Consider the following 21825-nt stretch of genomic DNA (forward strand, 5'->3'; position numbering starts at 1 on the left):
GATGAGCTTCGAAACTACGATGACATCCGACGTCGTCGGCCTGACGAAAGTTGCCCCGGTCTCGCGCCGCGGATTCATGAGCGCCACCGCGGCCGTCGCTGCCGGCTACTCGCTTGCGGCCGGTCCGGTCCGTGCCGAAATCATCACGACAGATACGGGCGGCCTCCAGGCTGGCGACGCCAGGATCAAGGTCGGGTCCGAAGAGATGCCTGCCTATTTCGCGCGCCCGGCCGGCAACACCAAGGCGCCGGTGATCATCGTGGCGATGGAGATTTTCGGCCTGCACGAATACATCAAGGATGTGACACGGCGCCTCGCCAAGCTCGGCGCGTTCGCGGTCGCGCCCGACTATTACTTCCGCAAGGGTGTCGACCTCACCAAGGTCACCGACATCAAGGATCTGCTGCCGGTCGTCAATGCCAAGCCGGACGCCGAGCTGCTGTCCGATCTCGATGCGACGGTGGCGTGGGCGGGATCGCGAGGCGGCGACACCACGAAGCTCGGCATCATCGGCTTCTGCCGGGGTGGCCGCAATGTCTGGGAATACGCCGCCCACAGTGGCACCCTCAAGGCTGGTGTCGCGTTCTACGGTGCGCCGGTCGATCCCGCCAATCCGGTGTGGCCGAAGAGCCCGCTTCAGCTCGCCCCCGACATGAAGGCGCCGGTGCTCGGCCTCTATGGCGGCGCCGATACCGGCATTCCCGTGGCCCAGGTCGAGCAGTTCAAGGCGACGCTCGAGCAGGACAAGAAGATCGCCGAATTCAAGATCTATCCGCAGGCGCCGCACGGCTTCCATGCCGACTATCGCGGCAGCTATCGCAAGGATGCGGCGGAAGATGCCTGGAAGCAGGCCCAGGCCTGGTTCAAGAAGTACGGCGTGCTGAGCTGACGCCAGATTCGAAAAGGGCGGCCTGAGCGGCCGCCCTCTCTGTTCCAGAGCGCCGGTCTCACTTCACCATCGCGCCATAGACGATGTCCTGCACCTGCTCGCGATAGTATTTCCTGAGTTCGCCCGGCGCCGCCGTTCCCACCACCACGACGAGACGCTCCTTGGGATCGCAGAAGAACTGCGTCCCGTAGGCGCCATTCCAGCTGAACTCGCCGGGATTGCCGGGGACCGACGACAGCCCTTCGCTGGTCCGGACCGCGACCGCGAGACCAAAGCCGAAGCCGGCGCGATGCGGCTCGATGTTCGCCACGTTGTTCTTGATCTCGGGACCGAGGTGGTTGGTCGTCATGTGATGCACGGTCTTCGGGGAAAGAATGCGCTGGCCGTCGAGCTCGCCGCCGTTGAGGAGCATCTGGCCGAAGCGGATGTAATCGCCCATCGTCGCGAACGAGCAGGCGCCGCCGCAGTCGAACTTGGTCGGGGTGTCCAGCAGCTTGATGGCTTGCGGCTTGCCGGTCAGCGGATCGTTGGCAAACGGGCGGGCGAGGCGAGGGCGCTGTGCGTCGGTCGGGTGGAAAGTCGCGTCCTTCATGCCGAGCGGCTGCCACACATTGGCGGCGAGATAGTCGCCGAGCCTCTGCTCGCTCACCTTCTCGACGACGGCGCCGAGCACGTCGATCGAAAAACCGTATTCGAACTCAGTCGAGGGCTGATGCGCCAGCGGCAGTTTTGTGATGCGGTCGATGAAGGCGTCAGTGTCGCCTTCCACCGCCGGGGCGACGCCATCGGGGTATTGCCGCGCCACCGGGCTCGATGAGTCCGGGCGGCCGCCATACATCAATCCGGATGTGTGCCGGTAAAGATCGTGGATGAAGATCGGCGACGCCTGCGGCTCGAGCTTGAGCGAGCCATCGGCCCCGGTCGCGCCGACCTTCATGTCGGCAAAGCCGGGATAGTAGTCGGACAGCTTGGCCTGGAGCGGCAACTGGCCTTTCTCCATCAGCGTCAGGCCGGCGACCGCCGCCATCGGCTTGGTCATCGAGGCCAGCGCGAAGATCGCGTCGACCGGCATCGGCGTGCCCTTGTCGGGATCGAGCATGCCGTAAGCCTTGTAGTGCACGAGCTTGCCGTCCCGCGCCACCGCGACGACGGCGCCGGGGACGCGCTTGGCGGCGATCTCGCGCGCGAAGAAGCTGTCGAGCCGCGCGAGACCCTGCTTCGAGAAACCGGCGTCATCAGGGTTGGCTTCGGGCAGCGGTGCGGCGCGCGCCGCACCGAACGTGATGACGGCAGCCGCCGTCGCGATCATGGCGATCGTCTTGTTCATTGCATCCTCCCAAGGCGAGCTCGTTCTGTGGTGGCTCGCCGAGCGGCTAGATCACGGCTGCGCCTGAGCGAAGTCAAGCGCGGGCGGGGCATGTCTGGGGCGCGTAGGAGATAACCGGAACCTATCGTCCTTGCCCGGTGCGCCACAACGCATCCAGGCCATGCCGATAGGTCGGATGGGCAAGCGTGACACCGAGCTCGTGCTTCAGTTTCGCGTTGGAGACCCGGGCACTGCTGGCATAGAAGCTGCGGGCCATCGCCGACATCTCGGCGGTCTCGAACGGCTCTTCGGGCGGCGGCGCAAGGTCCATCAGCTTCGCCGCATAAGCGATCACATCCTGCGGCGGCGCCGGCTCGTCGTCGCAGACGTTCCAGGTGCCGCCGTCACCGTGCTTCACCGCGGCCATGATCGCGCTCGCGATGTCGTCGGCGTGGATGCGATTGAAGACCTGTCCCGGCTTGATGATGCGCCGGGCTGTCCCCGCCCGCAGCGTCACCAGCGCGTTGCGGCCGGGACCGTAGATGCCCGCAAGCCGCAGGATCGCGACATCGCCGCGCGCCGCCGCGGTCCAGGCTTGCTCCGCCGCAACGCGCGTGCGCGTGCGGTCGAGGGTGGCCTGCGGCGGCGTGCTCTCGTCCACCCAGCGGCCTGCGTGATCGCCATAGACGCCGATGGTGGAGAGATAGACGATCTTCCGCCGCCGGCCCGCGAGCGCGTCGGCAAAGGCCGTAACGGCGGGGTCGCCCGCGCTGCCGGGCGGGATCGATATGAGAAGGACATCGGCGTCGCGGACTCGTTCGACCACCTCGCGGGCCGGACTGCTGCCGGAAAAGGCGTGCATCTCGATGCCGGCAAGGTCGTTTCGCTTGCCGGGACCGCGCACGGTGCCGGCGATATGCGAGAAGGCGCCGCCGAATTGGCCGACGAAATGCCGGGCACTGTAGCCGAGGCCAAGAATGAAGAGCCGCATGCGTCTGCCGTGCTGAAGTTCCCGCTCGCGCGAGCTGCGCGCCGTTCGCTCATAAGGGATTTTTGGGTCCGGCAAAAGATATTGCAATTTTACTCGCCGGCCAGGGCAGGCGATGCTCGCTTGTCAGGAGGGAGGCGTCGGTCATGCAGGCAGAAGCGCCGGCCGCAGTGCCATGCGGTGCCGCGGAGTTGATCGGGCGCGCCGCCGCGCTGATCTTCGATGTCGACGGTACGCTGGCCGAAACCGAGGAGCTGCATCGGCAGGCCTTCAACCATGCCTTCGTTCGCCACGGTCTCGACTGGCAGTGGGATCGGGCCGTCTACAAGGAGCTGCTGCGTGTCACCGGCGGCAAGGAGCGCATGCGCGCCTTTCACGCGAGGCTGCAGGTCGCGCCGCCATTGCCGAATGCCGATATCGCAGCCCTTCACCGCATCAAGACCGCGCATTACGCCGAGCTGATCGAAACCGGCTGCTGCCCCTTAAGGCCCGGTGTGGCGGACCTGCTCACCGCCGCGAAGGCCCGCGGCCAGCGGCTCGCGATCGCGACCACCACCTCGCACGGCAACATCGATGCGCTGTTGTCGCAAGCGCTGGGAACGCGCTGGGCGGCGGATTTTGATGCGGTCGTCGCCGGCGACGATGTCCGCCACAAGAAGCCGGCGCCGGATGTCTATCTGGAAACCCTGGCGGGGCTGAAGCTGGGCGCAGCCGACTGCGTCGCGATCGAGGATTCCCGCAACGGTCTGATCGCGGCCTCGCGGGCGAACATTCCGGTGCTCATCACCAGGAGCATGTTCTTTCGGGACGATGATTTCAGTGCGGCGCAGGTCGTGCTGGACGATTTGTCGGAACTCGGGGGCTCAAGACAAAAAACTGAAAAACAACCCCATGCACAGTAGAAAGCGCCCGCCGCCCCGCCGCGGTCAGTGGACGCGGTGGCTCGCCCTATCGTCTTCAGCCTGCTCGACAATCTGCGCGATTGGGCTCGACTGATGGTGCACCAGCCGCCAGCCGTCGCCGACACGCCGAAAATGGTTGGCCGCGGCCAATGCGGTGCCGTCGACGATCTCGATGCAGAGCACGCGCGCGCTGTCGCCGTCGACGATCGCCTGCGGTTCGGCGCAAGCGATCTGCGGCCGCTCGGGATTTTGCAGGATGTCGCGCCAGCTGCCGATCACCGTGGCCCGGCCGATGATGGCCGGCCAGCCGGGATGGATGCAGGAAATGGCGTCGTCATCCGCCCACATCCGCTCCATTTCGTCGAAGTCGCCCGTTGAAAAGGCGGCGTAGAAGGCCGCGTTCGCGGCGATGACCTTATTGTCCTTTGCCATGCCTCTCGGGTGGGGCAATGGCAGGCAAAAATCAAGCGCGACTTCCGTCCGACTTTGCGTTCGATTTGGACCGCAGTGCAGCATTGCCTGCTTTGTGGTCACGCCGAGACAAGTGTCTCCACCGTCCGCCGCGCACCATCCTTATAAAGACGGCCGAGCGCCGTGGTCAGGGCCTCGCGCAGGCGCGGCTCGGTGCCCAGCGGTCCGAACACCTTCTCGACCCCGAGCAATGCGGGCGCGAGCCGTTCGGCGACGGGACCCGCCTCGCGCGCCAGCGCGGCGAACTCGGCGGCGAGCGGATCGCGAACGTCGATGGCGCGGCCCTGCTCGTCGCGTGCGGTGACGTAACGCATCCAGCCGGCCACCGCGAGCGCATGCGTCGCGATCGGCAGGTCTTTGTGCAGGCGATCCTGCATCGCGCCGAGCAGGCGCTGCGGAAGCTTTTGCGAGCCGTCCATCGCGATCTGCCAGGTGCGGTGATGCAGCGCCGGATTGGCGAAGCGCTTGAGCAGTGAGGCGCGATAGGCGGCGAGATCGGTGCCAACAGGCATCGTCAGCGTCACCGCGGCCTCTTCCATCACCTGCGCGGCGAGACGGGCGAAATGCGGATCCAGCATGGTGTCGGCGATGGTCTCGTAGCCTGCGAGATAGCCGAGATAGGCCAGCGCCGAATGGCTGGCGTTGAGCAGCCGCAGCTTCATCAGTTCGAACGGCTTGACGTCGGTGACGAGCTCGACGCCGGCGGCGGCGAAATCGGGCCGCCCCGCCGTGAAGCGGTCCTCGACCACCCATTGCGTGAACGGCTCGGTCATCACAGGCCAGGCATCGCGCATGCCGAGCGCGTTCGAGACCGCATCCCGGTCGGCGTCCGTCGTCTCCGGCACGATGCGGTCGACCATGGTCGACGGGAAGGCGGTGCTATCCGCGATCCATTTGCCGAGGTCCTTCGACCGGAGTGCGGCGAACTGCGTCACGATCCGCTGCACGGTGTGGCCGTTGGCGGCGAGGTTGTCGCAGCAGAGCACGGTGAAGGGCGCTAGCCCCTGTGCGCGCCGGCGCGCCAGTGCGGCGACGATGAAGCCGGGCGCGGAGCGCGGCGCGTCAAGATTGTTGAGATCGTGCACGACATCCGGATGCCGCTCGTCGAGATCGCCGGTCTGCGGCGTGTGGCAATAGCCCTTTTCGGTGACCGTCAGCGAGACGATGCGAATGGCGGGATCGGCCATCCGATCGACCAGTGCTGCCGGCTTCTCGCGCGCGACGACGCTGTCGAGCAGCGCGCCGATGACGCGGTGCTCGGTGCCTTCGGCGGCACGTACGGCGACAGTGTAGAGATGATCCTGCGGGGCGAGGGCGTCGCGCGTATCCGGGCTGCGCAGGCTCGCGCCGACGATGCCCCAGGACGAGCCGCCTGCGGCAAGGCAGTCGTCGATGACGACGGCTTGGTGCGCACGATGAAAGGCGCCGAGGCCCAAATGCACGATGCCGGGCGTAACGCGCGAACGGTCATAGGCCGGGCGGCGGATGGCCGGCGGCAGCCGGTCGAGATTGGCGCTGCCAAGGCGCATGGTCGTCTCTCCCTGTGTTTGGCCGCTGCTTGACATGGCGCCTGTCCTCGGTCAATGCTTCGGTCAATTGGTAAGACCAATTTTCCAAAATTGGCGGGCCGCCGGGACGCGATGCTTCCCGGCGAGACCCTTTCGGGGAGGCCAGCGTGCCGCTGGAAGCTGTGGAGGCGAGACGGCTTTACCGCCAGGTCGCCGATCAATTGCGAAGCCTGATCGACAGCGGCGAGTACGCGGTCGGCAGCCGCTTGCCGACCGAGCGCGAGCTCGCCGAGCAGCTCAGGATCTCGCGCCCGACCGTGCGCGAAGCCCTGATCGCGCTCGAGGTCGAGGGCCGCGTCCGCATCCGCGTCGGCTCCGGCATCTATGTGATCGACCCCGCGGACGCCGCGCCCACACCGCCGGCCGCCGGTATCGAAGGCCCGTTCGAGCTGCTGCGCGCCCGCGAATTCCTGGAAGGCGCCATCGCCGAGCAGGCCGCGCGCGTGGCGACCAAGGACGATATTGCCCGCATCGATGCGTCGCTTGTCGCGATGGAGAATGTCGAGCATCCCGGCGAGGCCTCGATGGTGCACGACCGTGCCTTCCACGTTGCGATTGCCGGCAGTCTCGGCAATGCCGTGCTGGTGCGCGTAGTCGGCGAGCTGTTCGACCAGCGCCTCAATCCCTATTTCGCGCAGCTTGCGCATTACTTCGAGAGCCCAGGCACCTGGCGCACCGCGCTCGACGAGCATTGCGCCGTGCGTGACGCGATTGCGGCGCATGATCCGGACGCCGCGCGCGAGGCCATGCGCAAGCACTTAGCGCGCTCGCAGGAGCGCTTTGCGCAGAACTTTGGTGCCGAGACCGCCGCGGGATCGCCCGCGGAGCGAGGCCGGGTCGCGCGCACGCCGGCGAAACCGGCAAAACCAAAACCCGCGAAGACGCAGGCCAAGAGCGGCAGCGTGCGGCGACGATGAGATTGGGCGGCTCGTCCCGGTTTTGGGGCGGGCAAACAAGAAGCAGACTTTAGTCAGTGGAGGATAAGTCAGTGTTGAAGAAGATGACGATGGTGCTGGCGACTTCGGTCGCGGCAATGTTCGCGGCGACCAATCCCGGCATGGCGCAGACCAAGCTCAAATGGGCCCATGTCTACGAGACCTCGGAGCCGTTCCACACCGCTTCGGTCTGGGCCGCGCAGGAGATCGGCAAGCGCACCAACGGGCGCTATACCGTCGACGTCTATCCGGCCTCGCAGCTCGGCAAGGAAGCCGACATCAACCAGGGCCTCTCGCTCGGCTCGGTCGACATCATCATCTCCGGCTCGAGCTTCGCGGCCAAGAGCTTCCCGCCGATCGGCGTGACCTACTATCCCTACACCTTCCGCGACGCCGACCATCTCCTTGCCTACACCAAGAGCGACATCTTCAAAGAGCTCGCCAAGGGCTATGAGGACAAGAGCGGCCACCACATCGTCGCGGTGACCTATTACGGCGTGCGCCAGACCTCGTCGAACAAGCCGATCAAGAGCTGCGCCGATCTCAAGGGTCTGAAGATGCGCGTGCCCGACGTTCCGGCTTATCTCGCCATGCCGCGCGCCTGCGGCGCCAACACCGCGCCGATCGCGTTCGCGGAAGTCTATCTCGCGCTCCAGAACGGCACCGTCGAGGCGCAGGAGAATCCGCTGACCACGATCGAGGCCAAGAAGTTCTACGAAGTACAGAAGCACATCGTGCTGACCGGCCACATCGTCGATCACCTCAACACGGTTGTTGCGGGCGCGCTCTGGAAGAAGCTCAGCGACGAGGACAAGAAGATCTTCGCCGACGTCGCCCAGGAGGCCGCCGCGAAAGCGACCACGGAGATCAAGCAGAACGAGGCCAAGCTGGTTTCCTTCTTCAAGGAGAAGGGCCTGACCGTGACCGAAGTCGACAAGAACGAGTTCCGCGACATCGTGTTGAAGAACGTTCCGTTCGAGACCTTTGGTTATCGCAAGGCCGACTGGGAACGCATCCAGGCGGTGAAGTGACGACGTAGTCGTCATCCCGGGGCGGCTCGAAGAGCCGAACTATGGTGCGCAATTGCGCACCTGAGAATCTCGAGGTTCCGGGTCTGGTGCTAACGCACCATCCCGGAACGACGTGCTGCAAGTTTGAGGGAGTAACCCCATGTCCACCGTCGAAGTGCACCGGCAGATCACCGGGGACGAGATCGCCCACACCTTCGAGGAAGAGGCGGTGCCGAAGGTCGATCTCGGCGTCTACGCCTTCGAGGACTGGGTGGCGCTGGTGATCTTCTGGGTGATGGCGCTCGCCGTCTTCCTTCAATTCTTCACCCGCTACGTGCTCAACGACAGCTATGCCTGGACCGAGGAGATCGCGACCTACTGCCTGATCGGCGTGGTCTTCATCGGCTCCTCGATGTGCGTGCGGCTGTCGCGGCATATCCAGGTCGACCTGATCTACCGCTATCTGCCGCACGTCGTGGCGCGCGCGCTGTCCACGGCGATCGACCTGATCCGGATCGCGTTCTTCGGCTACGCCATCAAGCTGGTCTGGGTCTACATCCAGATCATCGGCGATGAATCGATGACCACGATCAATCTGCCCAAGGACTACGTCTACTACGCCGTGCTGGCTGGCTTCGTGCTGATGTTCGTGCGTTCGGTGCAGGTGGCCATACAACATTTGCGACAGGGCTACTCGATCCTCGAACGTCCCGGCGCCTACGACGGTTTTGAAGGGTAAAGTCATGCTGCTGTTGCTTGGAGGTTTCCTCGTCCTGATGCTGCTCGGCGTTCCCGTGGCGATTGCCATGGCCGCGTCGTCGCTGCTCTACATCCTGGTCAGTGGCGTGACGCCCGACGTCACGCTGGCGCAGCGCATGATCGCCGGCGTCGAGAGCTTTCCGCTGCTCGCCGTGCCGTTCTTCATCCTGGCCGGCAATCTCATGAACATCGCCGGCGTCACCGGCCGCATCTACAAATTCGCCGTCGCGCTGGTCGGCTGGATGCGCGGTGGCCTCGGCCACGTCAACATCATCGGCTCGGTGATCTTCTCCGGCATGTCCGGCACCGCGATCGCGGATGCCGCCGGTCTTGGCACCATCGAGATCAAGGCGATGAAGGACCACGGCTATTCCACCGAGTTCTCCGTCGGCGTCACTGCGGCGTCCGCCACGCTCGGGCCCATCATCCCGCCGTCGCTGCCCTTCGTGATCTACGGCATGATGGCGAACGTCTCGATCGGTGCGCTGTTCCTGGGCGGCGTCATTCCCGGCATCGTCATGACGCTGCTGATGATGGCCACCGTCACCTATTTCGCGCACAAGAACAAATGGGGCAGCGATACGCCGTTCTCCTGGCCGCAGCTCGGCTCGGCCGGCCTCGAGATCGCCATCGTGCTGGCGTTCCCGATGGCGATCTGGCTGATGGTGCTTGCGGGCATGTCGGTCAACATGGCGGTGGTCATCGGCCTCGGCACGCTGCTCCTGATCGACTGGTATTTCGACTTTTCGGCGGTAATGGCGCTGATGGCGCCGGTCATCCTGATCGGCGGCATGACGCTCGGCTGGTTCACGCCGACCGAGGCCGCGGTCGCAGCCGTGATCTGGTCGCTGTTCCTCGGCCTCGTCCGCTACCGCACCATGACCTTGAAGACGGTGGCGAAGGCGACCTTCGACACCATCGAGACCACGGCCTCGGTGCTGTTCATCGTCACAGCAGCCTCGATCTTCGCCTGGCTGCTGACGGTGTCGCAGGCAGCCCAAATGCTCTCGGACTGGATGCTCAGCATCACCCACAACAAATGGGTGTTCCTGGCGCTCGCCAACGTCCTGATCCTGTTCGTCGGCTGCTTCATCGACACCACGGCGGCGATCACCATCCTGGTGCCGATCCTGCTGCCGATCGTGCTCAAGCTCGGCATCGATCCGATCCATTTCGGTCTGATCATGACGCTGAACCTGATGATCGGCCTGTTGCATCCGCCGCTCGGCATGGTGCTGTTCGTGCTCGCCCGCGTGGCCAAGCTCTCGGTCGAGCGCACGACGGTCGCGATCCTACCCTGGCTGGTGCCGCTGATGGTCGCGCTGATCGCGATCACCTACATTCCCGAACTGACCCTCTGGCTGCCTAAATACATGGGACTCTCCAAATGACCTCGACCGCTCTCGCCGCAACCCTGTTCGGCCCCGAAGATCTGCGCATGATCGAGCATCCGCTCGACAGGCTCGCTGACGGCATGGTGCGCATCCGTTTCGGCGCCGGCGGCATCTGCGGCTCCGACATGCACTATTTCCGTCATGCCCGGACCGGCGATTTCGTCGTGAAGTCGCCACTGGTTCTTGGTCATGAGATCTCGGGCGAAGTCGTGGAGATCGCGGGTTCCGCAGCGAACCTGAAGGTAGGCGACCGTGTCGCCGTCAACCCGTCGCGCTGGTGCGGCCATTGCGTCGCCTGCCGCGAGGGCCGGCCGAATCTCTGCGAGAACATCTACTTCATGGGCTCGGCCTCGAAGACGCCGCACATGCAGGGCGGTTTCGCGAACTATTTCGACGCAGTCCCCGCGCAATGCGTGAAGATTCCCGACCATGTGTCCTATCAGGCTGCGGCGCTGGCCGAGCCACTCGCGGTTTGCCTGCACGCGGTGGCGCGCGCCGGCAACATCGAGGGCAAGCGCGGCATCATCTTCGGTGCCGGCCCGATCGGGCTTTTGACCATGCTCGCCGCACATCGTGCCGGCATGGCCGACATCACGGTGGCGGACATCGCGCCGGCGCCGCTCGCCTTTGCGACCAGGCTCGGCGCCTCGCATGTCGAGAACGTCTCGGCCGGCGAGGAAGGACTGAAGGCACAGGCCGCATCGCGTCCCTATGACGTTGCGTTCGAGGTCTCGGGCACCGCCGCGGGCCTTGCCAGTGCGATCGGCATCGTCAGGCGCGGCGGCATTGTGGTGCAGATCGGCAATCTGCCGGGCGGCCAGATTCCAACGCCGTCGAATGCGGTGATGGCCAAGGAGATCGACCTGCGCGGCTCGTTCCGCTTCGGCTTCGAGTTCATGACCGCGGTGGAACTGATCGGCGCCGGCAGCGTCGACGTGCTGTCGCTGGTCACCGCCGAGCGGCCGCTGTCGACCGCGCCGGACGCACTGCGGCTGGCACTTGACCGCTCGCAGAGCGTCAAGGTCGTGCTGACCGCGAACTGATTGGAGTGATCACATGATGCTCGAGGGATGGCGCTGGTACGGTCCGGATGATCCGGTGTCTTTGGACGATGTCAGGCAAGCCGGGGCGACGGATATCGTCTCGGCGCTGCATCAGGTGCCGATCGGCGAAGCCTGGACACGCAAGGCGGTCGAGGAGCGCAAGAACTTCATCGAGCACGGCCAGCCCGGCCGTTCGCAACTGACCTGGTCGGTGGTGGAGTCGATTCCGATCCCCGACGACGTCAAGCGGCTCGGGGCTAAGGCGACGGCCTCGATCGAGGCGTGGATCGCGAGTCTCGAAGCGGTGGCCGCAGCCGGCATCAAGATCATCTGCTACAATTTCATGCCGGTGGTGGACTGGTGCCGCACCGATCTGGAGTGGGAGCTGCCGAACGGCGCCCGCGCCATGCGCTTCGACCAGGACCGCTTTGCCGCGTTCGAGCTGCATATCCTGAAGCGCCCCGCCGCCGTGCAGGAATACTCCCCCGAGCAGCAGGCGCGTGCGAAAAAGCTGTTCGAGAAGATGAGCCAGGCCGATATCGACTATCTCGTCATGGTCATCGCCAGCGCGCTGCCGGGCTCGACCACCGAGCCGATGACGATCCCGCAATTCCGTGACCGGCTGGAGACCTATCGCGACATCACGCCAAAGATCCTGCGGCAGCATCTCGCCGAGTTCCTGGGCCGCGTCACGCCGGTCGCCGAGCAACTCGGCGTGTCCCTGACGCTGCATCCCGACGATCCGCCGCGCCCGCTGTTCGGTCTGCCGCGCATTGCCTCGACCGCCGACGACTATCAGGCGCTGTTCGATGCCGTGCCGTCCAAGGCCAACGGCATCTGCCTGTGCACGGGCTCGCTCGGCGTGCGCGCCGGGAACGATCTGCCTGCGATGGCCGAGCGCTTCGGACCGCGCATTGCGTTTGCGCATCTGCGCGCGACCAAGCGCGAGGCCGACGGCCTGTCCTTCTACGAGTCCGACCATCTCGACGGAGACGTCGACATGGTCGCGGTGCTGAAAGCGCTGTTGAAGGAGAACGCACGGCGCTCACCCGACAAGAGAATCGTGTTCCGTCCCGACCACGGCCATCGTATGCTCGACGATCTCGCCGCCACCAAGCGCACCAATCCCGGCTACACCGCGATCGGCCGCCTGCGCGGCCTCGCCGAACTCCGTGGCGCGATCAGGGCGATCGAGCATCGATAGGAGACCGGCGGCGCCATCAGGCGAGAGATCGCCGCGATGGCGACGGCTGACAGCATCGGCGGCGCGATGGCAAGATGATCGACGCGCAGAACATGCCGTGAGCGGAGTTGAGAAATGCGCCTGACACAGTGTCATAATTTCCACGATTTTCGGCGGCTGGCGCGCCGCCGACTGCCCGGTCCGATCTTCGACTACATCGATGGCGCGGCCGACGATGAGACCACCCATCGCCGCAACAGCGCGAGCTTCGAGCATTGCGACCTTCTGCCCAACGTGCTGCGCGGCGTGCAGGACGTCGATCTCTCGGTCACCATCATGGGCCAGAAGCTCGCGCTGCCGTTCTACTGCTCGCCGACCGCCCTGCAGCGCCTGTTCCATCATGAAGGCGAGCGTGCCGTCGCCGCTGCCGCGGCGAGCTACGGTACCATGTTCGGCGTCTCCTCGCTGGGCACGGTGTCGCTCGAGGAATTGCGCAAGGCCCACGACACGCCGCAGGTCTATCAATTCTATTTCCACAGGGATCGCGGTCTCAACCGCGCCATGATGCAGCGCGCCAAGGACGCTGGCGTCGAGGTGATGATGCTGACGGTCGACAGCATCACCGGGGGAAATCGCGAGCGTGATCTGCGCACCGGCTTCAGCATTCCCTTCCGCCTGACGCCTGCGGGCATGTTGCAGTTCGCGATCAAGCCGATGTGGGGCATCCAGTATGTCAGCCACGAGAAATTCAGGCTCCCTCAGCTGGAAGAGCATGTCGACATGAGCGGCGGCGCCATGTCGATCGGTCGCTACTTCACTGAAATGCTGGATCCCGCGATGAACTGGGACGATGTCGCGGAGATGGTGCGGACCTGGAACGGCCCGTTCTGCCTGAAGGGGATCATGTCGGTGGAAGACGCGCGCCGCGCGGTCGATATCGGTTGTGCCGGGATCGTCCTTTCCAATCATGGTGGCCGCCAGCTCGACGGCTCCCGCTCGGCTTTCGATCAGCTCGCCGAAATCGTCGATGCCGTGGGCGACCGCATCGACGTGATGATGGACGGCGGCATCCAGCGCGGAACGCATATCCTGAAAGCGCTGTCGCTCGGGGCCAAGGCGGTCGGGCTTGGACGATACTATCTCTATCCGCTCGCCGCCGCCGGCCGGCCCGGTGTCGAACGAGCCCTCGGCCTGCTGCGGGCCGAGCTCGTGCGCGATCTGAAGCTGATGGGATGCACGTCGATCAGCCAGCTATCGCGCGCCAATCTGCGCTTCCGGCCCGGGTAGCGCGCCGTGATCGTTCGGCCTCAATAGCAGGCGGCCATCGCGCCGAGTTTCGGATAGAGCCGGTCGATCGCGGCGATCTCGCTTTTCATCTGTGCGATGATCCAGTCGCGGATCTCGGCGGCGATGGGGCGCATCGGCCGGTTGCGCGGCGGCAGGAATTCGCAGATGCGACGCGTGGTAGTGAGCGTTTCGGAGGCCGGCACCAGCGCGCCGGTCAGGAGCCAGTGCGAGGCCACCGTCAGCCAGCCGAGCGCGATGCCCTGGCCGAGCAGGGCGGCCTGCATCACGACGGCATAGTCGGTGAAGCTCAGCGCCTTGGCCGCACCGCGGCGGCCGGTGAGAAGCGAGGCGTAATCCGCGGCCCAGTCGCCCGGCGTCTCGGCGAGGCGAATGATGGTGTTGCCTTCAGCGGGATCGGTCTCGCCGAGATAGCCAGGGCTGCACATCGGCAGCATGACTTCCTTCATCACCAGCGTGCCGCCGGATGACGGCTCGTCGCGGTCACGGAAGCGCATGCCGAGGTCGACATTCTCCACGGGTCCGCGCAGCGCGCCGGAGATGAGCTGGAAGCGCAGATCGACCTCGGGAAACTGCTTCTGGAGCTTGTCGATGCGCGGCATCAGCCAATGCGTGGTGAAGGCGGAGGAGACCGACAACGTCACCGTCTCGGTGCCCTTGCGGCGCCGCTCGATCTCGACGAGCCCGGTCTCGATGCTGCGAAAGCCTTCGAGCACGCGGCGATAAAGCAGCTCGCCTTCCTCGGTGAGCACCGCGCGCCCCGCAGTGCGGTCGAACAGGCGGACGCCGAGATGCTCCTCGAACTGTCCGAGCATTCGGCTTACCGCCGGCTGCGTGACGTTGAGCTCGGCTGCTGCCGCCGTGAAACTGCCATTGCGCGCCGCCGCGTCGAAGACGAACAGGGCGTTACTGGAGGGCAGCATCCGGCGCAGCTCGGGCATAACGCCATGTTATGGACGCGGTGAGAATTTGGCAATTGCCGAGTTTTGCCAAGTCTGGTGTCATTGGCATCACAGCCTAAAGACAGGGCTTGCGAACGAAGATTTGGTGCGGTGCACGCTTCGGCCGTGAGTGCCCAAAATTCCTGTCTATAAAGCAGGCTTATGGCGCGCAGTGAGGCACGCCATTGCAGGGAACGAGGCGAGGTCGATCGTTGGACAAACGAGCGGAAAGCGTCGAGATCAGGTCCGCGAGCAAGGCGTACGGCGCCGTTCGCGCTCTCGACGACGTTTCGCTCAATGTCGGCGCCGGCGAATTCGTCTCGCTGCTCGGGCCCTCCGGCTCCGGCAAGACCACGCTGCTTGGAATTCTCGGCGGCTTCATCCTGCCGTCGAGCGGAACCATCCTGTTCGGCGGCCGTGACGTCACTTGGATGCCGCCGCACAAGCGCGACATCGGCGTAGTGTTCCAGAACTACGCGCTGTTCCCGCATATGAGCGTCGGCGAGAACGTCGCCTTTCCCCTGCGCGCACGGCGCCTGCCGAAAGCGAACTGGCTCGACAAGGTGCGCGCAGCGCTCGCGATGGTCGGTCTCGCCGGCTATGAAGGGCGCGGCATCGCGCAGCTCTCCGGCGGCCAGCGCCAGCGCGTGGCGCTTGCGCGTGCGATGATCTTCGAGCCGCGCCTGATCCTGATGGACGAGCCGCTCTCCGCGCTCGACAAGCAGCTCCGCGAATCCATGCAGATCGAGCTGCGCGCGCTGCACCGGCGCATCGGCGCCACCATCATCTACGTCACCCACGACCAGCGCGAGGCGCTGACCATGAGCGACCGCGTCGCCGTGATGAAGGACGGCCGGCTGATCCAGATCGACGCGCCCGAGCCGCTGCACGATCATCCCGCGGATTCCTTCGTCGCGAGCTTCATCGGGGAGGCGACGATGCTGCCGGTTCGCCGCGTCGATGCCTCCAGCGTCGCGCTCGGCAATGCGCTGCTGCGCAGCGCCCGCGCCATTCCCTCAGGCGATGCCCTGATGCTCGCCGTGCACAGCGAAAAGCTCTTGATCGACGACGGCGCGCAGGATGCCGCCTGCAACCGGCTGACCGGGACGGTCACCGACATCGTCTACCAGGGCGAGAGTCTCCGCATCTTCCTGGCGCTCACCGATGGCATCGCGCTCAGCCTGCGCCAGCCGAGCTATCACCAGGCCTACAGCCGCATCCCGCCGCTCGGCGGCAGCCTCACCGTGACCCTTCACCCCGAGGACACCATCGTTGTCCCCAGGGCGGGGGACTGAACTCAAGCCTTGTTCAACCGAGAGAAGAAACCAAAGATGTCGTCAGCAGCCTCGTTCAGCAATTTCAAGGTTCTCACCTTCGACGTCGTCGGCACCTTGATCGATTTCGAGACCGGCGTGCTCTCCGCGGTGCGCAAGATCTCCGGCAAGTCGCCGGCCGAGCTCAGCGACGAGCAGATCTTCGAGCCCTACAAGCGCGGCCGCGACAAGCATTACGAGCGCTCGAGCGAGGCGATGTTCCATGTCTATCGCCATCTCGCCAAGGAGCTCGGACTTCCCTCCGACGATGCGTCCTGCGACGTGTTCCAGCTCTCGGTGCTGCGCTGGGGGCCGTTCGCGGATTCGGTCGAGGCGCTGAAGCGCCTGCGCACGAAGTTCCGGCTGGTGGCGATGACCAATGCGGACCGCGTCGCGCTCTCCTGCTACGCGCACGCGCTCGGCAATCCCTTCGACGACACCGTCTGCGCCGACGATACCGGCGTTGCCAAGCCGAACCCGGAGTTCTTCGCCTACAACAAGGGGCGCCAGTCCGCCTTCGGCTACAAGCAGTCCGACATTCTGCACGTCGCGCAGAGCCAATACCACGACATCGGGATCGCGCGAAAGCTTGGCTACAAGGTGTGCTGGATCGAGCGCCGCCAGGGCATCGCCGGTTTCGGCGGCACGCCGGCTGTGGAGACGCTGACGAAGCCGGACTTCCACTTCCCGACACTGAAGGCGCTGGCGGACGCGGCGATCGGACCGGCGGCTTAAGGCATGAGCGGCGGCATGACACGGGACTGGAGCGCACTGCCATCGGCCAACTCGCTGTGGGAAGCCACGGCGGAGCCGGCGCGCGCGTTTCCCGTGCTGTCGGGCGAGCGACAGGCGGATGTGGTGATCATCGGTGCAGGCTACACGGGCCTGTCCGCGGCGCACCACATCGCCAAGAGCGGCCTGTCGCCGGTCGTGCTGGAGGCGAACCGTCCCGGTTGGGGCGCGAGCGGGCGCAATGGCGGGGTGATCACCGCGAAGTTCCGGCTGTCGTTCCGCGAGATCGACGCCGCCCATGGCCGCGCCATGGCGCAGCGCATGTACGAGATCGCGCACGAATCGACTGACATGGTCGAGGAGCTGGTGTCCGAATTCGGCATCGCCAGCGCGGCGCTGACACGCACGGGCCAGGTCAAGGCCGCGCATAACGAGACGACGCTGAAGGCCGCGATCGACGAAGCCAACTGGATGACGCGCGAGATGGGCTCCGCCGAAGTCCGCATCCTCGACAAGCGTGGGGTGCGTGACGAAACCGGCTCCGACATTTTCGTCGGCGGCGTGCTCAATCCCGGCTCCGGCGGCATCCATCCGCTGAACTATCTGCGCGGGCTCGCCGATGGCGTCGCGCGCCGTGGCGTTCCGATCTTCCAGGAGTCGCCGGTGGTCAAACTCCGGCGCGAGAACGGCGGCATCGTCGCCGAGACGCCGCAAGGCGCGGTGCGCGCGAAACAGGCGATCATCGCCACCAACAGCTACTCCGACCTCACCAGTGCGACCGCGCATATGCAGCGCACGCTGATCCCTTTCCGCAGCGCCATGGTTGCGACCGAGCAGCTGTCGCGCAATCTCGCGGGCAAGCTGATGCCGACGGGGCGCACCTACACCGAGACCAAGCGCATGATGCGCTGGTTCCGCATGGTCGACAACCGCGTCATCTTCGGCGGCCGCGGCGCCTTCGGCAAGCAGGACTCGCAAGCTGCCTTCGACGCCTTGCGCAAGGCGATGATCGGCATCTTCCCCGATCTCGCCGATGTGCCGCTCGCCTACAAATGGTCGGGCCTCGTCGCGATGACGATGGACTCGGTGCCGCATATCGGTCGGCTCGACGACCGCACGCTGGTCTCGATGGGCTACAACGGCGCGGGTGTTGCGATGTCGAGCCTGATGGGCCGCTATCTCGCCGCCTTTGTGCGCGGCGAGACGCCGGAGGTCGGGCTGCTCGATATCAGGCGCATGAAGGCGATCCCGTTCTATCCGCTGCGCGAGCCCGCCGTGCGCATGGTCGCCGGCTGGTACCAGTTTCTCGATGCGATCGGTCAGTGAGATCTCTTTGGTGATGGAGGAGGCGAGGATGACGACGACACGAAATTTTGGATTGGGCTGTGCCGTGCTGGGCGCAATCGGATTTACCACTGCAGCGAGCGCCGCCGAGCAGATCACCTTCGTCTCGCAAGGCGGCGCCTATCAGGCGGCGCAGACGGTGGCGATCCTCGATCCCTCCGCCAAGAAGCTCGGCATCACCATCAACCAGGACTCCATTCCCGACGCCTGGCCAGCGATCAAGACGCAGGTCGGCAGCGGCAAGCCGATCTGGGACGTCGTCGACACCCCGACCGGAAACTGCCTGCGCGGCGGCGAGCAGGGGCTGATCGAGAAGCTCGACTTTTCGAAGATTCCAAACGGCGCGGCGATGCCGGAGGCCTATCGCAGTCCCTATTCGGTGTCATACGAGTTCTATTCCAGCGTGCTGTCCTACAGCCAGAAGACCTTCCCGAAGGACGCGCCGAACAGCTGGGCCGATTTCTGGGACGTGAAGAAATTTCCCGGCCGCCGCGCGCTGCGCAACCATCCGTTCGCGACGCTCGAGGCCGCGCTGATGGCCGATGGCGTCGCGCCCGACAAGCTCTACCCGCTCGACGTCGACCGCGCCTTCAAGAAGCTGGAAGAGATCAAGCCGCACATCACGGTGTGGTGGACCTCGGGCGCGCAGTCGGCGCAGCTCCTCAATGACGGCGAGGTCGACATGGAGATGGCCTGGAACGGCCGCGTCAGCGCGGTGGCCAAGGAGGGGGCAAAGGTCTCCTTCACCTACAACCAGGGCGTCCTCCAGAGCACCTCGCTCTGCATCCTCAAGGGCGCGCCGAATCTCGATACCGCGGTGAAGTTCCTCAATGAGGCCGTCGATCCCGTGCACCAGGCCAATCTGCCGCTCAACATCGAGTACGGCCCGGGCAATCCGAAGGCGTTCGAGACCGGCGTGATCAAGCCCGAGCGCGCCGCGCAATTGCCGAGTGAGCCCGCGAACGCGGCCAAGCAGGCGCTGATGTCCTACGCCTGGTGGTCCTCGCCCGCGGGCGAGGCCGCCGAGAAGCGCTGGGCGTCGTTCATGCAGAAGTGAGCGAGGCAGCGTTGTCGACATCCGTGCCAGATTCCTCCCAAAAGCATCAGCGCCGCGAGCATGCGCTGATGCTGGCATTGGTGTCGCCGGCGCTGCTCGTGATTCTTCTCCTGATCGTGCTGCCGGTCGGCTGGCTCGCCTGGCAGTCGATCTACCATGACGGCTTCACGCTGGAGAACTATCGCCGGGTCTTCACCGAGGACATCTACTGGCGCAGCTTTGCGCTGACCTTCGAGATCAGCCTCGCGGTGACAGTCATCGCGCTGCTGCTCGGCTATCCCGTGGCCTATCTCGCCAACGCCGTGCCGAAAGGGTGGAGCATCCTGATCCTGTCGCTGGTGGTGCTGCCCTTCTGGACGTCCGTGCTGGTGCGCGCCTATGCGTGGCTGGCGCTGCTCCAGCGCACCGGTGTGATCAACCAGTTCCTGCGCTATCTCGATGTCATCTCCGAGCCGCTCGCGCTCGTGCACAACACGTTCGGCACGGTGGTTGCGACCGTGCACATCCTGCTGCCGTTCATGGTGCTGCCGCTCTATGCCACCATGCAGAAGATCCCCGGCGATTTGATGCAGGCCGGCGCGAGCCTGGGGGCGAGCCCGTCGCTCACCTTCTTCCGCGTGTTCCTGCCGCTGTCGCTGCCGGGCGTGCTCGCTGGCTGCACCATGGTGTTCGTGCTCTGCCTCGGCTTCTACATCACGCCGGAATTGCTCGGCGGCGGCCGCACCGTGATGGTGTCGATGCTGGTGAGCCGCAATGTCGAGCTCTACAACCAGTTCGGCGCCGCGAGCGCGGTCGCCGTGGTGCTGCTCCTGAGCGTGCTCCTGATCTTCTTCGCCGTCAGCCGCTTCATCTCGCTCGATCGCGTGTTGGGGCAGAAATGACGCGCACTTCGCCCGCACGGATTATCCTCTACGTGATCAGCGCGCTGGTGCTGGTCTATCTGATCCTGCCCGTCCTGATCATCGCGCCGATCTCGTTCTCCAGTGCGCGCTTCCTGACGTTCCCGCCGCCGTCGTTCTCGCTACGCTGGTACCAGCAATATTTCGCCAATCCGGCCTGGATGCAGGCTACGCGGGTGACGCTGACGGTCGCCTTCTTCACTGTCCTGATCGCAACGCCGTGCGGGGTTGCGGCGGCCTACGCGATCAGCCAGTCAAAGCTGCGCATCATGCGCATCATCCACATGGCGCTGCTGCTGCCGCTGGTGGTGCCGATCATCATCACTGCGGTCGGCATCTTCTTCGTCTATGCAAAGGTCGGCCTGGTCGCGACCATGCCCGGCCTCGTGCTGGCGAACGTGATGCTGGGCCTGCCCTATGTCGTCATCTCGGTGCTTGCGGGCTTGCAGAGCTTCGATCCGGCGCAGGAGATGGTGGCGCGCAGCCTCGGCATGAACCGCCTGCGCAGCTTCTTCGCGGTGACGCTGCCGCAGATCAAGTCGAGCGTGGTCGCGGGCGGCATCTTCGCCTTCATCTCGGCGATGGACGAGACCATCGTCGCGCTGTTCATCTCCGGCGGCCAGTATCAGCCGCTGACCAAGCGCATGTTCACCGCGCTCCGCGACGAGATCGACCCGACCATTGCCGCGATCTCGACGCTGATGACGATGGCGTCGTTCATGCTGGTGCTGTTGGCGAGCACGCGGGGCAAGAAGGGCGGGTGAGGGGGCACCGGTCTCCGCCTTCATCACCCGCGAAAGCGGGTGATCCAGTATTCCAGAGCCGGTAGTGGTTCCTCGCTAGGCCGCGGCGTACTGGATTCCCCGCCTGCCGCCTACGCTAAAGCTTCGGCGCCCCTGGACCGCAGCCCCGGCGAAGCCTTGGCGTAGCCGGGTCGCGGGGAATGACAGCGAGTGTGCTGTTAAGCCTTCGCCCCAAGCCACGCCAGGATCATCTCCACGATCTGCGTCCGGCTCGTCGCCAGCACCCTGGGCTCGCTGAGGTCGCGGTCGAACAGGGCGCCGAAGGTGTGGCGGTTGGCGACGCGGAAGAAGCAGTAGGAGGAGATGGCGAGGTGCAGGTCGATGGCGTCGACGTCGTCGCGGAAGACGCCTTCGCCGCGACCGCGTGCGAGGATGCCGTCGAGCGTCGCGATCACGCTGGCGTTGAGCTGGCGCAGTTGCAGATTCTGCTTCAGGTGCTTGCCGTGGTGGATGTTCTCGATGCTGACGAGGCGGATGAAGTTCGGATTGCGCTCGTCATGGTCGAAGGTGGCCTCGATCAGCCGGCGCAGTCCCTCGCGGGCGTCGCAGCTTTCGATGTCGAGCTGGTCCTCCAGCGCGCGGATGCTGCGATAGGCCTCCTCCAGCACCGCGAGATAGAGCTGCTCCTTGCCGCCGAAATAGTAATAGATCATCCGCTTGGATGTGCGCGTGCGCGCCGCGATCGCATCGACGCGGGCGCCGGAATAGCCCTCCGAAGCGAATTCGGCCATCGCCACTTCGAGGATGTCGCGCTTGGTGCGCTCGGGGTCGTTGGTGCGCTTCGATGGGGGCGGCATGCGCTCGAGCATCACTGTTTCTCCCGCCAGTTTCCACGGATCACCTTGAAGGTGAAGGCAAATTTCACCCGTCGGGGCACTGATCCAATGCGTATTGCATAAACGTACTAGTTCGTACATTATCGCTCCAGACCAAAGTTGCGGCAACCAGAACCAGAAAACGCGCGCGAGGCGATCTGCCTGACG

General features: G+C 65.2%; 21 protein-coding genes. 15 read left to right on the plus strand and 6 right to left on the minus strand.

The features are described 5' to 3' along the window. Window position 1 precedes the first annotated feature (1 nt). Window positions 2-889 (plus strand): dienelactone hydrolase family protein, encoded by an 888-nt coding sequence (locus QJT78_RS01880; protein ID WP_028147145.1) that lies wholly within the window; start codon window positions 2-4, stop codon window positions 887-889. Between the two features lie 58 nt (window positions 890-947). Here the strand turns inward: QJT78_RS01880 and QJT78_RS01885 are convergent, their stop codons facing one another. Both QJT78_RS01885 and QJT78_RS01890 read right to left on the minus strand, forming a co-directional pair. Further along, a complete protein-coding gene (locus QJT78_RS01885) occupies window positions 948-2216 on the minus strand; it encodes a serine hydrolase domain-containing protein (protein WP_028147144.1) in 1269 nt (422 codons plus the stop codon). A 121-nt stretch (window positions 2217-2337) separates the two neighbouring features. Beyond that, complete coding sequence (locus tag QJT78_RS01890; protein WP_028147143.1) at window positions 2338-3186, minus strand: NAD-dependent epimerase/dehydratase family protein; 849 nt, start codon at window positions 3184-3186, stop codon at window positions 2338-2340. Between the two features lie 143 nt (window positions 3187-3329). On the opposite strand from QJT78_RS01890, the gene QJT78_RS01895 reads away from it, so the two are divergent. Continuing rightward, a complete protein-coding gene (locus QJT78_RS01895; RefSeq protein ID WP_049807862.1) occupies window positions 3330-4085 on the plus strand; it encodes an HAD family hydrolase in 756 nt (251 codons plus the stop codon). Window positions 4086-4109: 24 nt separating this feature from the next. Here QJT78_RS01895 and QJT78_RS01900 read toward each other — a convergent pair whose 3' ends face one another. After that, window positions 4110-4517: a nuclear transport factor 2 family protein gene (locus QJT78_RS01900; protein ID WP_028147142.1), complete on the minus strand. Its 408-nt coding sequence runs from the start codon at window positions 4515-4517 to the stop codon at window positions 4110-4112. 98 nt (window positions 4518-4615) lie between these two features. Then, window positions 4616-6085, minus strand: a complete 1470-nt coding sequence (locus tag QJT78_RS01905) for a mannitol dehydrogenase family protein (RefSeq protein ID WP_028147141.1) — start codon at window positions 6083-6085, stop codon at window positions 4616-4618. Window positions 6086-6231: 146 nt separating this feature from the next. On the opposite strand from QJT78_RS01905, the gene QJT78_RS01910 reads away from it, so the two are divergent. From QJT78_RS01910 to QJT78_RS01940, 7 genes are all read left to right on the plus strand, one after another. Next, window positions 6232-7041 (plus strand): FadR/GntR family transcriptional regulator, encoded by an 810-nt coding sequence (locus tag QJT78_RS01910; protein ID WP_028147140.1) that lies wholly within the window; start codon window positions 6232-6234, stop codon window positions 7039-7041. A gap of 89 nt (window positions 7042-7130) precedes the next feature. Then, window positions 7131-8090 carry a sialic acid TRAP transporter substrate-binding protein SiaP gene (locus QJT78_RS01915; protein WP_038944435.1) on the plus strand — a complete coding sequence of 320 codons (960 nt, stop codon included), beginning with the start codon at window positions 7131-7133 and terminating at the stop codon, window positions 8088-8090. A gap of 139 nt (window positions 8091-8229) precedes the next feature. Further along, window positions 8230-8808 (plus strand): TRAP transporter small permease, encoded by a 579-nt coding sequence (locus QJT78_RS01920; RefSeq protein WP_028147138.1) that lies wholly within the window; start codon window positions 8230-8232, stop codon window positions 8806-8808. Between the two features lie 4 nt (window positions 8809-8812). Continuing rightward, on the plus strand, window positions 8813-10219 hold the full coding sequence (locus tag QJT78_RS01925) for a TRAP transporter large permease (RefSeq protein WP_028147137.1): 1407 nt from the start codon (window positions 8813-8815) through the stop codon (window positions 10217-10219). After that, complete coding sequence (locus QJT78_RS01930; RefSeq protein ID WP_028147136.1) at window positions 10216-11265, plus strand: L-idonate 5-dehydrogenase; 1050 nt, start codon at window positions 10216-10218, stop codon at window positions 11263-11265. Before QJT78_RS01925 ends, QJT78_RS01930 begins: the two co-directional genes overlap by 4 nt. 13 nt (window positions 11266-11278) lie before the next feature. Continuing rightward, the gene (uxuA, locus tag QJT78_RS01935; protein ID WP_080586724.1) at window positions 11279-12469 is read left to right on the plus strand and encodes a mannonate dehydratase; all 1191 of its coding nucleotides are present in this window, start codon (window positions 11279-11281) and stop codon (window positions 12467-12469) included. 114 nt (window positions 12470-12583) lie between these two features. Then, window positions 12584-13735 (plus strand): alpha-hydroxy acid oxidase, encoded by a 1152-nt coding sequence (locus QJT78_RS01940; RefSeq protein WP_028147134.1) that lies wholly within the window; start codon window positions 12584-12586, stop codon window positions 13733-13735. A 20-nt stretch (window positions 13736-13755) separates the two neighbouring features. Here QJT78_RS01940 and QJT78_RS01945 read toward each other — a convergent pair whose 3' ends face one another. Then, window positions 13756-14694 (minus strand): LysR family transcriptional regulator, encoded by a 939-nt coding sequence (locus tag QJT78_RS01945; RefSeq protein ID WP_028147133.1) that lies wholly within the window; start codon window positions 14692-14694, stop codon window positions 13756-13758. Window positions 14695-14906: 212 nt separating this feature from the next. On the opposite strand from QJT78_RS01945, the gene QJT78_RS01950 reads away from it, so the two are divergent. From QJT78_RS01950 to QJT78_RS01975, 6 genes are all read left to right on the plus strand, one after another. Continuing rightward, a complete protein-coding gene (locus QJT78_RS01950) occupies window positions 14907-15989 on the plus strand; it encodes an ABC transporter ATP-binding protein (protein WP_281460170.1) in 1083 nt (360 codons plus the stop codon). 36 nt (window positions 15990-16025) lie between these two features. Then, window positions 16026-16742, plus strand: a complete 717-nt coding sequence (locus QJT78_RS01955; protein ID WP_014492710.1) for an HAD family hydrolase — start codon at window positions 16026-16028, stop codon at window positions 16740-16742. A 15-nt stretch (window positions 16743-16757) separates the two neighbouring features. Then, window positions 16758-18065 (plus strand): FAD-binding oxidoreductase, encoded by a 1308-nt coding sequence (locus tag QJT78_RS01960; protein ID WP_028147131.1) that lies wholly within the window; start codon window positions 16758-16760, stop codon window positions 18063-18065. A gap of 28 nt (window positions 18066-18093) precedes the next feature. After that, entirely contained in the window at window positions 18094-19140 is a 1047-nt protein-coding gene (locus QJT78_RS01965; RefSeq protein ID WP_028147130.1) for an ABC transporter substrate-binding protein, read from the plus strand. Between the two features lie 68 nt (window positions 19141-19208). Further along, complete coding sequence (locus QJT78_RS01970; RefSeq protein WP_049807861.1) at window positions 19209-20021, plus strand: ABC transporter permease; 813 nt, start codon at window positions 19209-19211, stop codon at window positions 20019-20021. Further along, window positions 20018-20803: an ABC transporter permease gene (locus tag QJT78_RS01975; protein ID WP_028147128.1), complete on the plus strand. Its 786-nt coding sequence runs from the start codon at window positions 20018-20020 to the stop codon at window positions 20801-20803. The genes QJT78_RS01970 and QJT78_RS01975 overlap by 4 nt, the downstream gene beginning before the upstream one ends. A gap of 197 nt (window positions 20804-21000) precedes the next feature. Here the strand turns inward: QJT78_RS01975 and QJT78_RS01980 are convergent, their stop codons facing one another. Beyond that, a complete protein-coding gene (locus tag QJT78_RS01980) occupies window positions 21001-21651 on the minus strand; it encodes a TetR/AcrR family transcriptional regulator (RefSeq protein ID WP_028147127.1) in 651 nt (216 codons plus the stop codon). Between the last annotated feature and the right edge of the window lie 174 nt (window positions 21652-21825).

The sequence above is a fragment of the Bradyrhizobium sp. Mp27 genome, assembly GCF_029953005.1.
GTDB lineage: Bacteria > Pseudomonadota > Alphaproteobacteria > Rhizobiales > Xanthobacteraceae > Bradyrhizobium > Bradyrhizobium barranii.

Coding starts and splice junctions, on each gene's coding strand:
- QJT78_RS01900 (WP_028147142.1), bottom strand. CDS start 4,517: ATGGCAAAGGACAATAAGGTCATCGCCGCGAACGCGGCCTTCTACGCC.
- QJT78_RS01880 (WP_028147145.1), top strand. CDS start 2: ATGAGCTTCGAAACTACGATGACATCCGACGTCGTCGGCCTGACGAAA.
- QJT78_RS01905 (WP_028147141.1), bottom strand. CDS start 6,085: ATGCGCCTTGGCAGCGCCAATCTCGACCGGCTGCCGCCGGCCATCCGC.
- QJT78_RS01890 (WP_028147143.1), bottom strand. CDS start 3,186: ATGCGGCTCTTCATTCTTGGCCTCGGCTACAGTGCCCGGCATTTCGTC.
- QJT78_RS01925 (WP_028147137.1), top strand. CDS start 8,813: ATGCTGCTGTTGCTTGGAGGTTTCCTCGTCCTGATGCTGCTCGGCGTT.
- QJT78_RS01960 (WP_028147131.1), top strand. CDS start 16,758: ATGACACGGGACTGGAGCGCACTGCCATCGGCCAACTCGCTGTGGGAA.
- QJT78_RS01965 (WP_028147130.1), top strand. CDS start 18,094: ATGACGACGACACGAAATTTTGGATTGGGCTGTGCCGTGCTGGGCGCA.
- uxuA (WP_080586724.1), top strand. CDS start 11,279: ATGATGCTCGAGGGATGGCGCTGGTACGGTCCGGATGATCCGGTGTCT.
- QJT78_RS01970 (WP_049807861.1), top strand. CDS start 19,209: ATGCTGGCATTGGTGTCGCCGGCGCTGCTCGTGATTCTTCTCCTGATC.
- QJT78_RS01920 (WP_028147138.1), top strand. CDS start 8,230: ATGTCCACCGTCGAAGTGCACCGGCAGATCACCGGGGACGAGATCGCC.
- QJT78_RS01885 (WP_028147144.1), bottom strand. CDS start 2,216: ATGAACAAGACGATCGCCATGATCGCGACGGCGGCTGCCGTCATCACG.
- QJT78_RS01945 (WP_028147133.1), bottom strand. CDS start 14,694: ATGCCCGAGCTGCGCCGGATGCTGCCCTCCAGTAACGCCCTGTTCGTC.
- QJT78_RS01955 (WP_014492710.1), top strand. CDS start 16,026: ATGTCGTCAGCAGCCTCGTTCAGCAATTTCAAGGTTCTCACCTTCGAC.
- QJT78_RS01975 (WP_028147128.1), top strand. CDS start 20,018: ATGACGCGCACTTCGCCCGCACGGATTATCCTCTACGTGATCAGCGCG.
- QJT78_RS01940 (WP_028147134.1), top strand. CDS start 12,584: ATGCGCCTGACACAGTGTCATAATTTCCACGATTTTCGGCGGCTGGCG.
- QJT78_RS01895 (WP_049807862.1), top strand. CDS start 3,330: ATGCAGGCAGAAGCGCCGGCCGCAGTGCCATGCGGTGCCGCGGAGTTG.
- QJT78_RS01980 (WP_028147127.1), bottom strand. CDS start 21,651: ATGCTCGAGCGCATGCCGCCCCCATCGAAGCGCACCAACGACCCCGAG.
- QJT78_RS01915 (WP_038944435.1), top strand. CDS start 7,131: ATGGTGCTGGCGACTTCGGTCGCGGCAATGTTCGCGGCGACCAATCCC.
- QJT78_RS01930 (WP_028147136.1), top strand. CDS start 10,216: ATGACCTCGACCGCTCTCGCCGCAACCCTGTTCGGCCCCGAAGATCTG.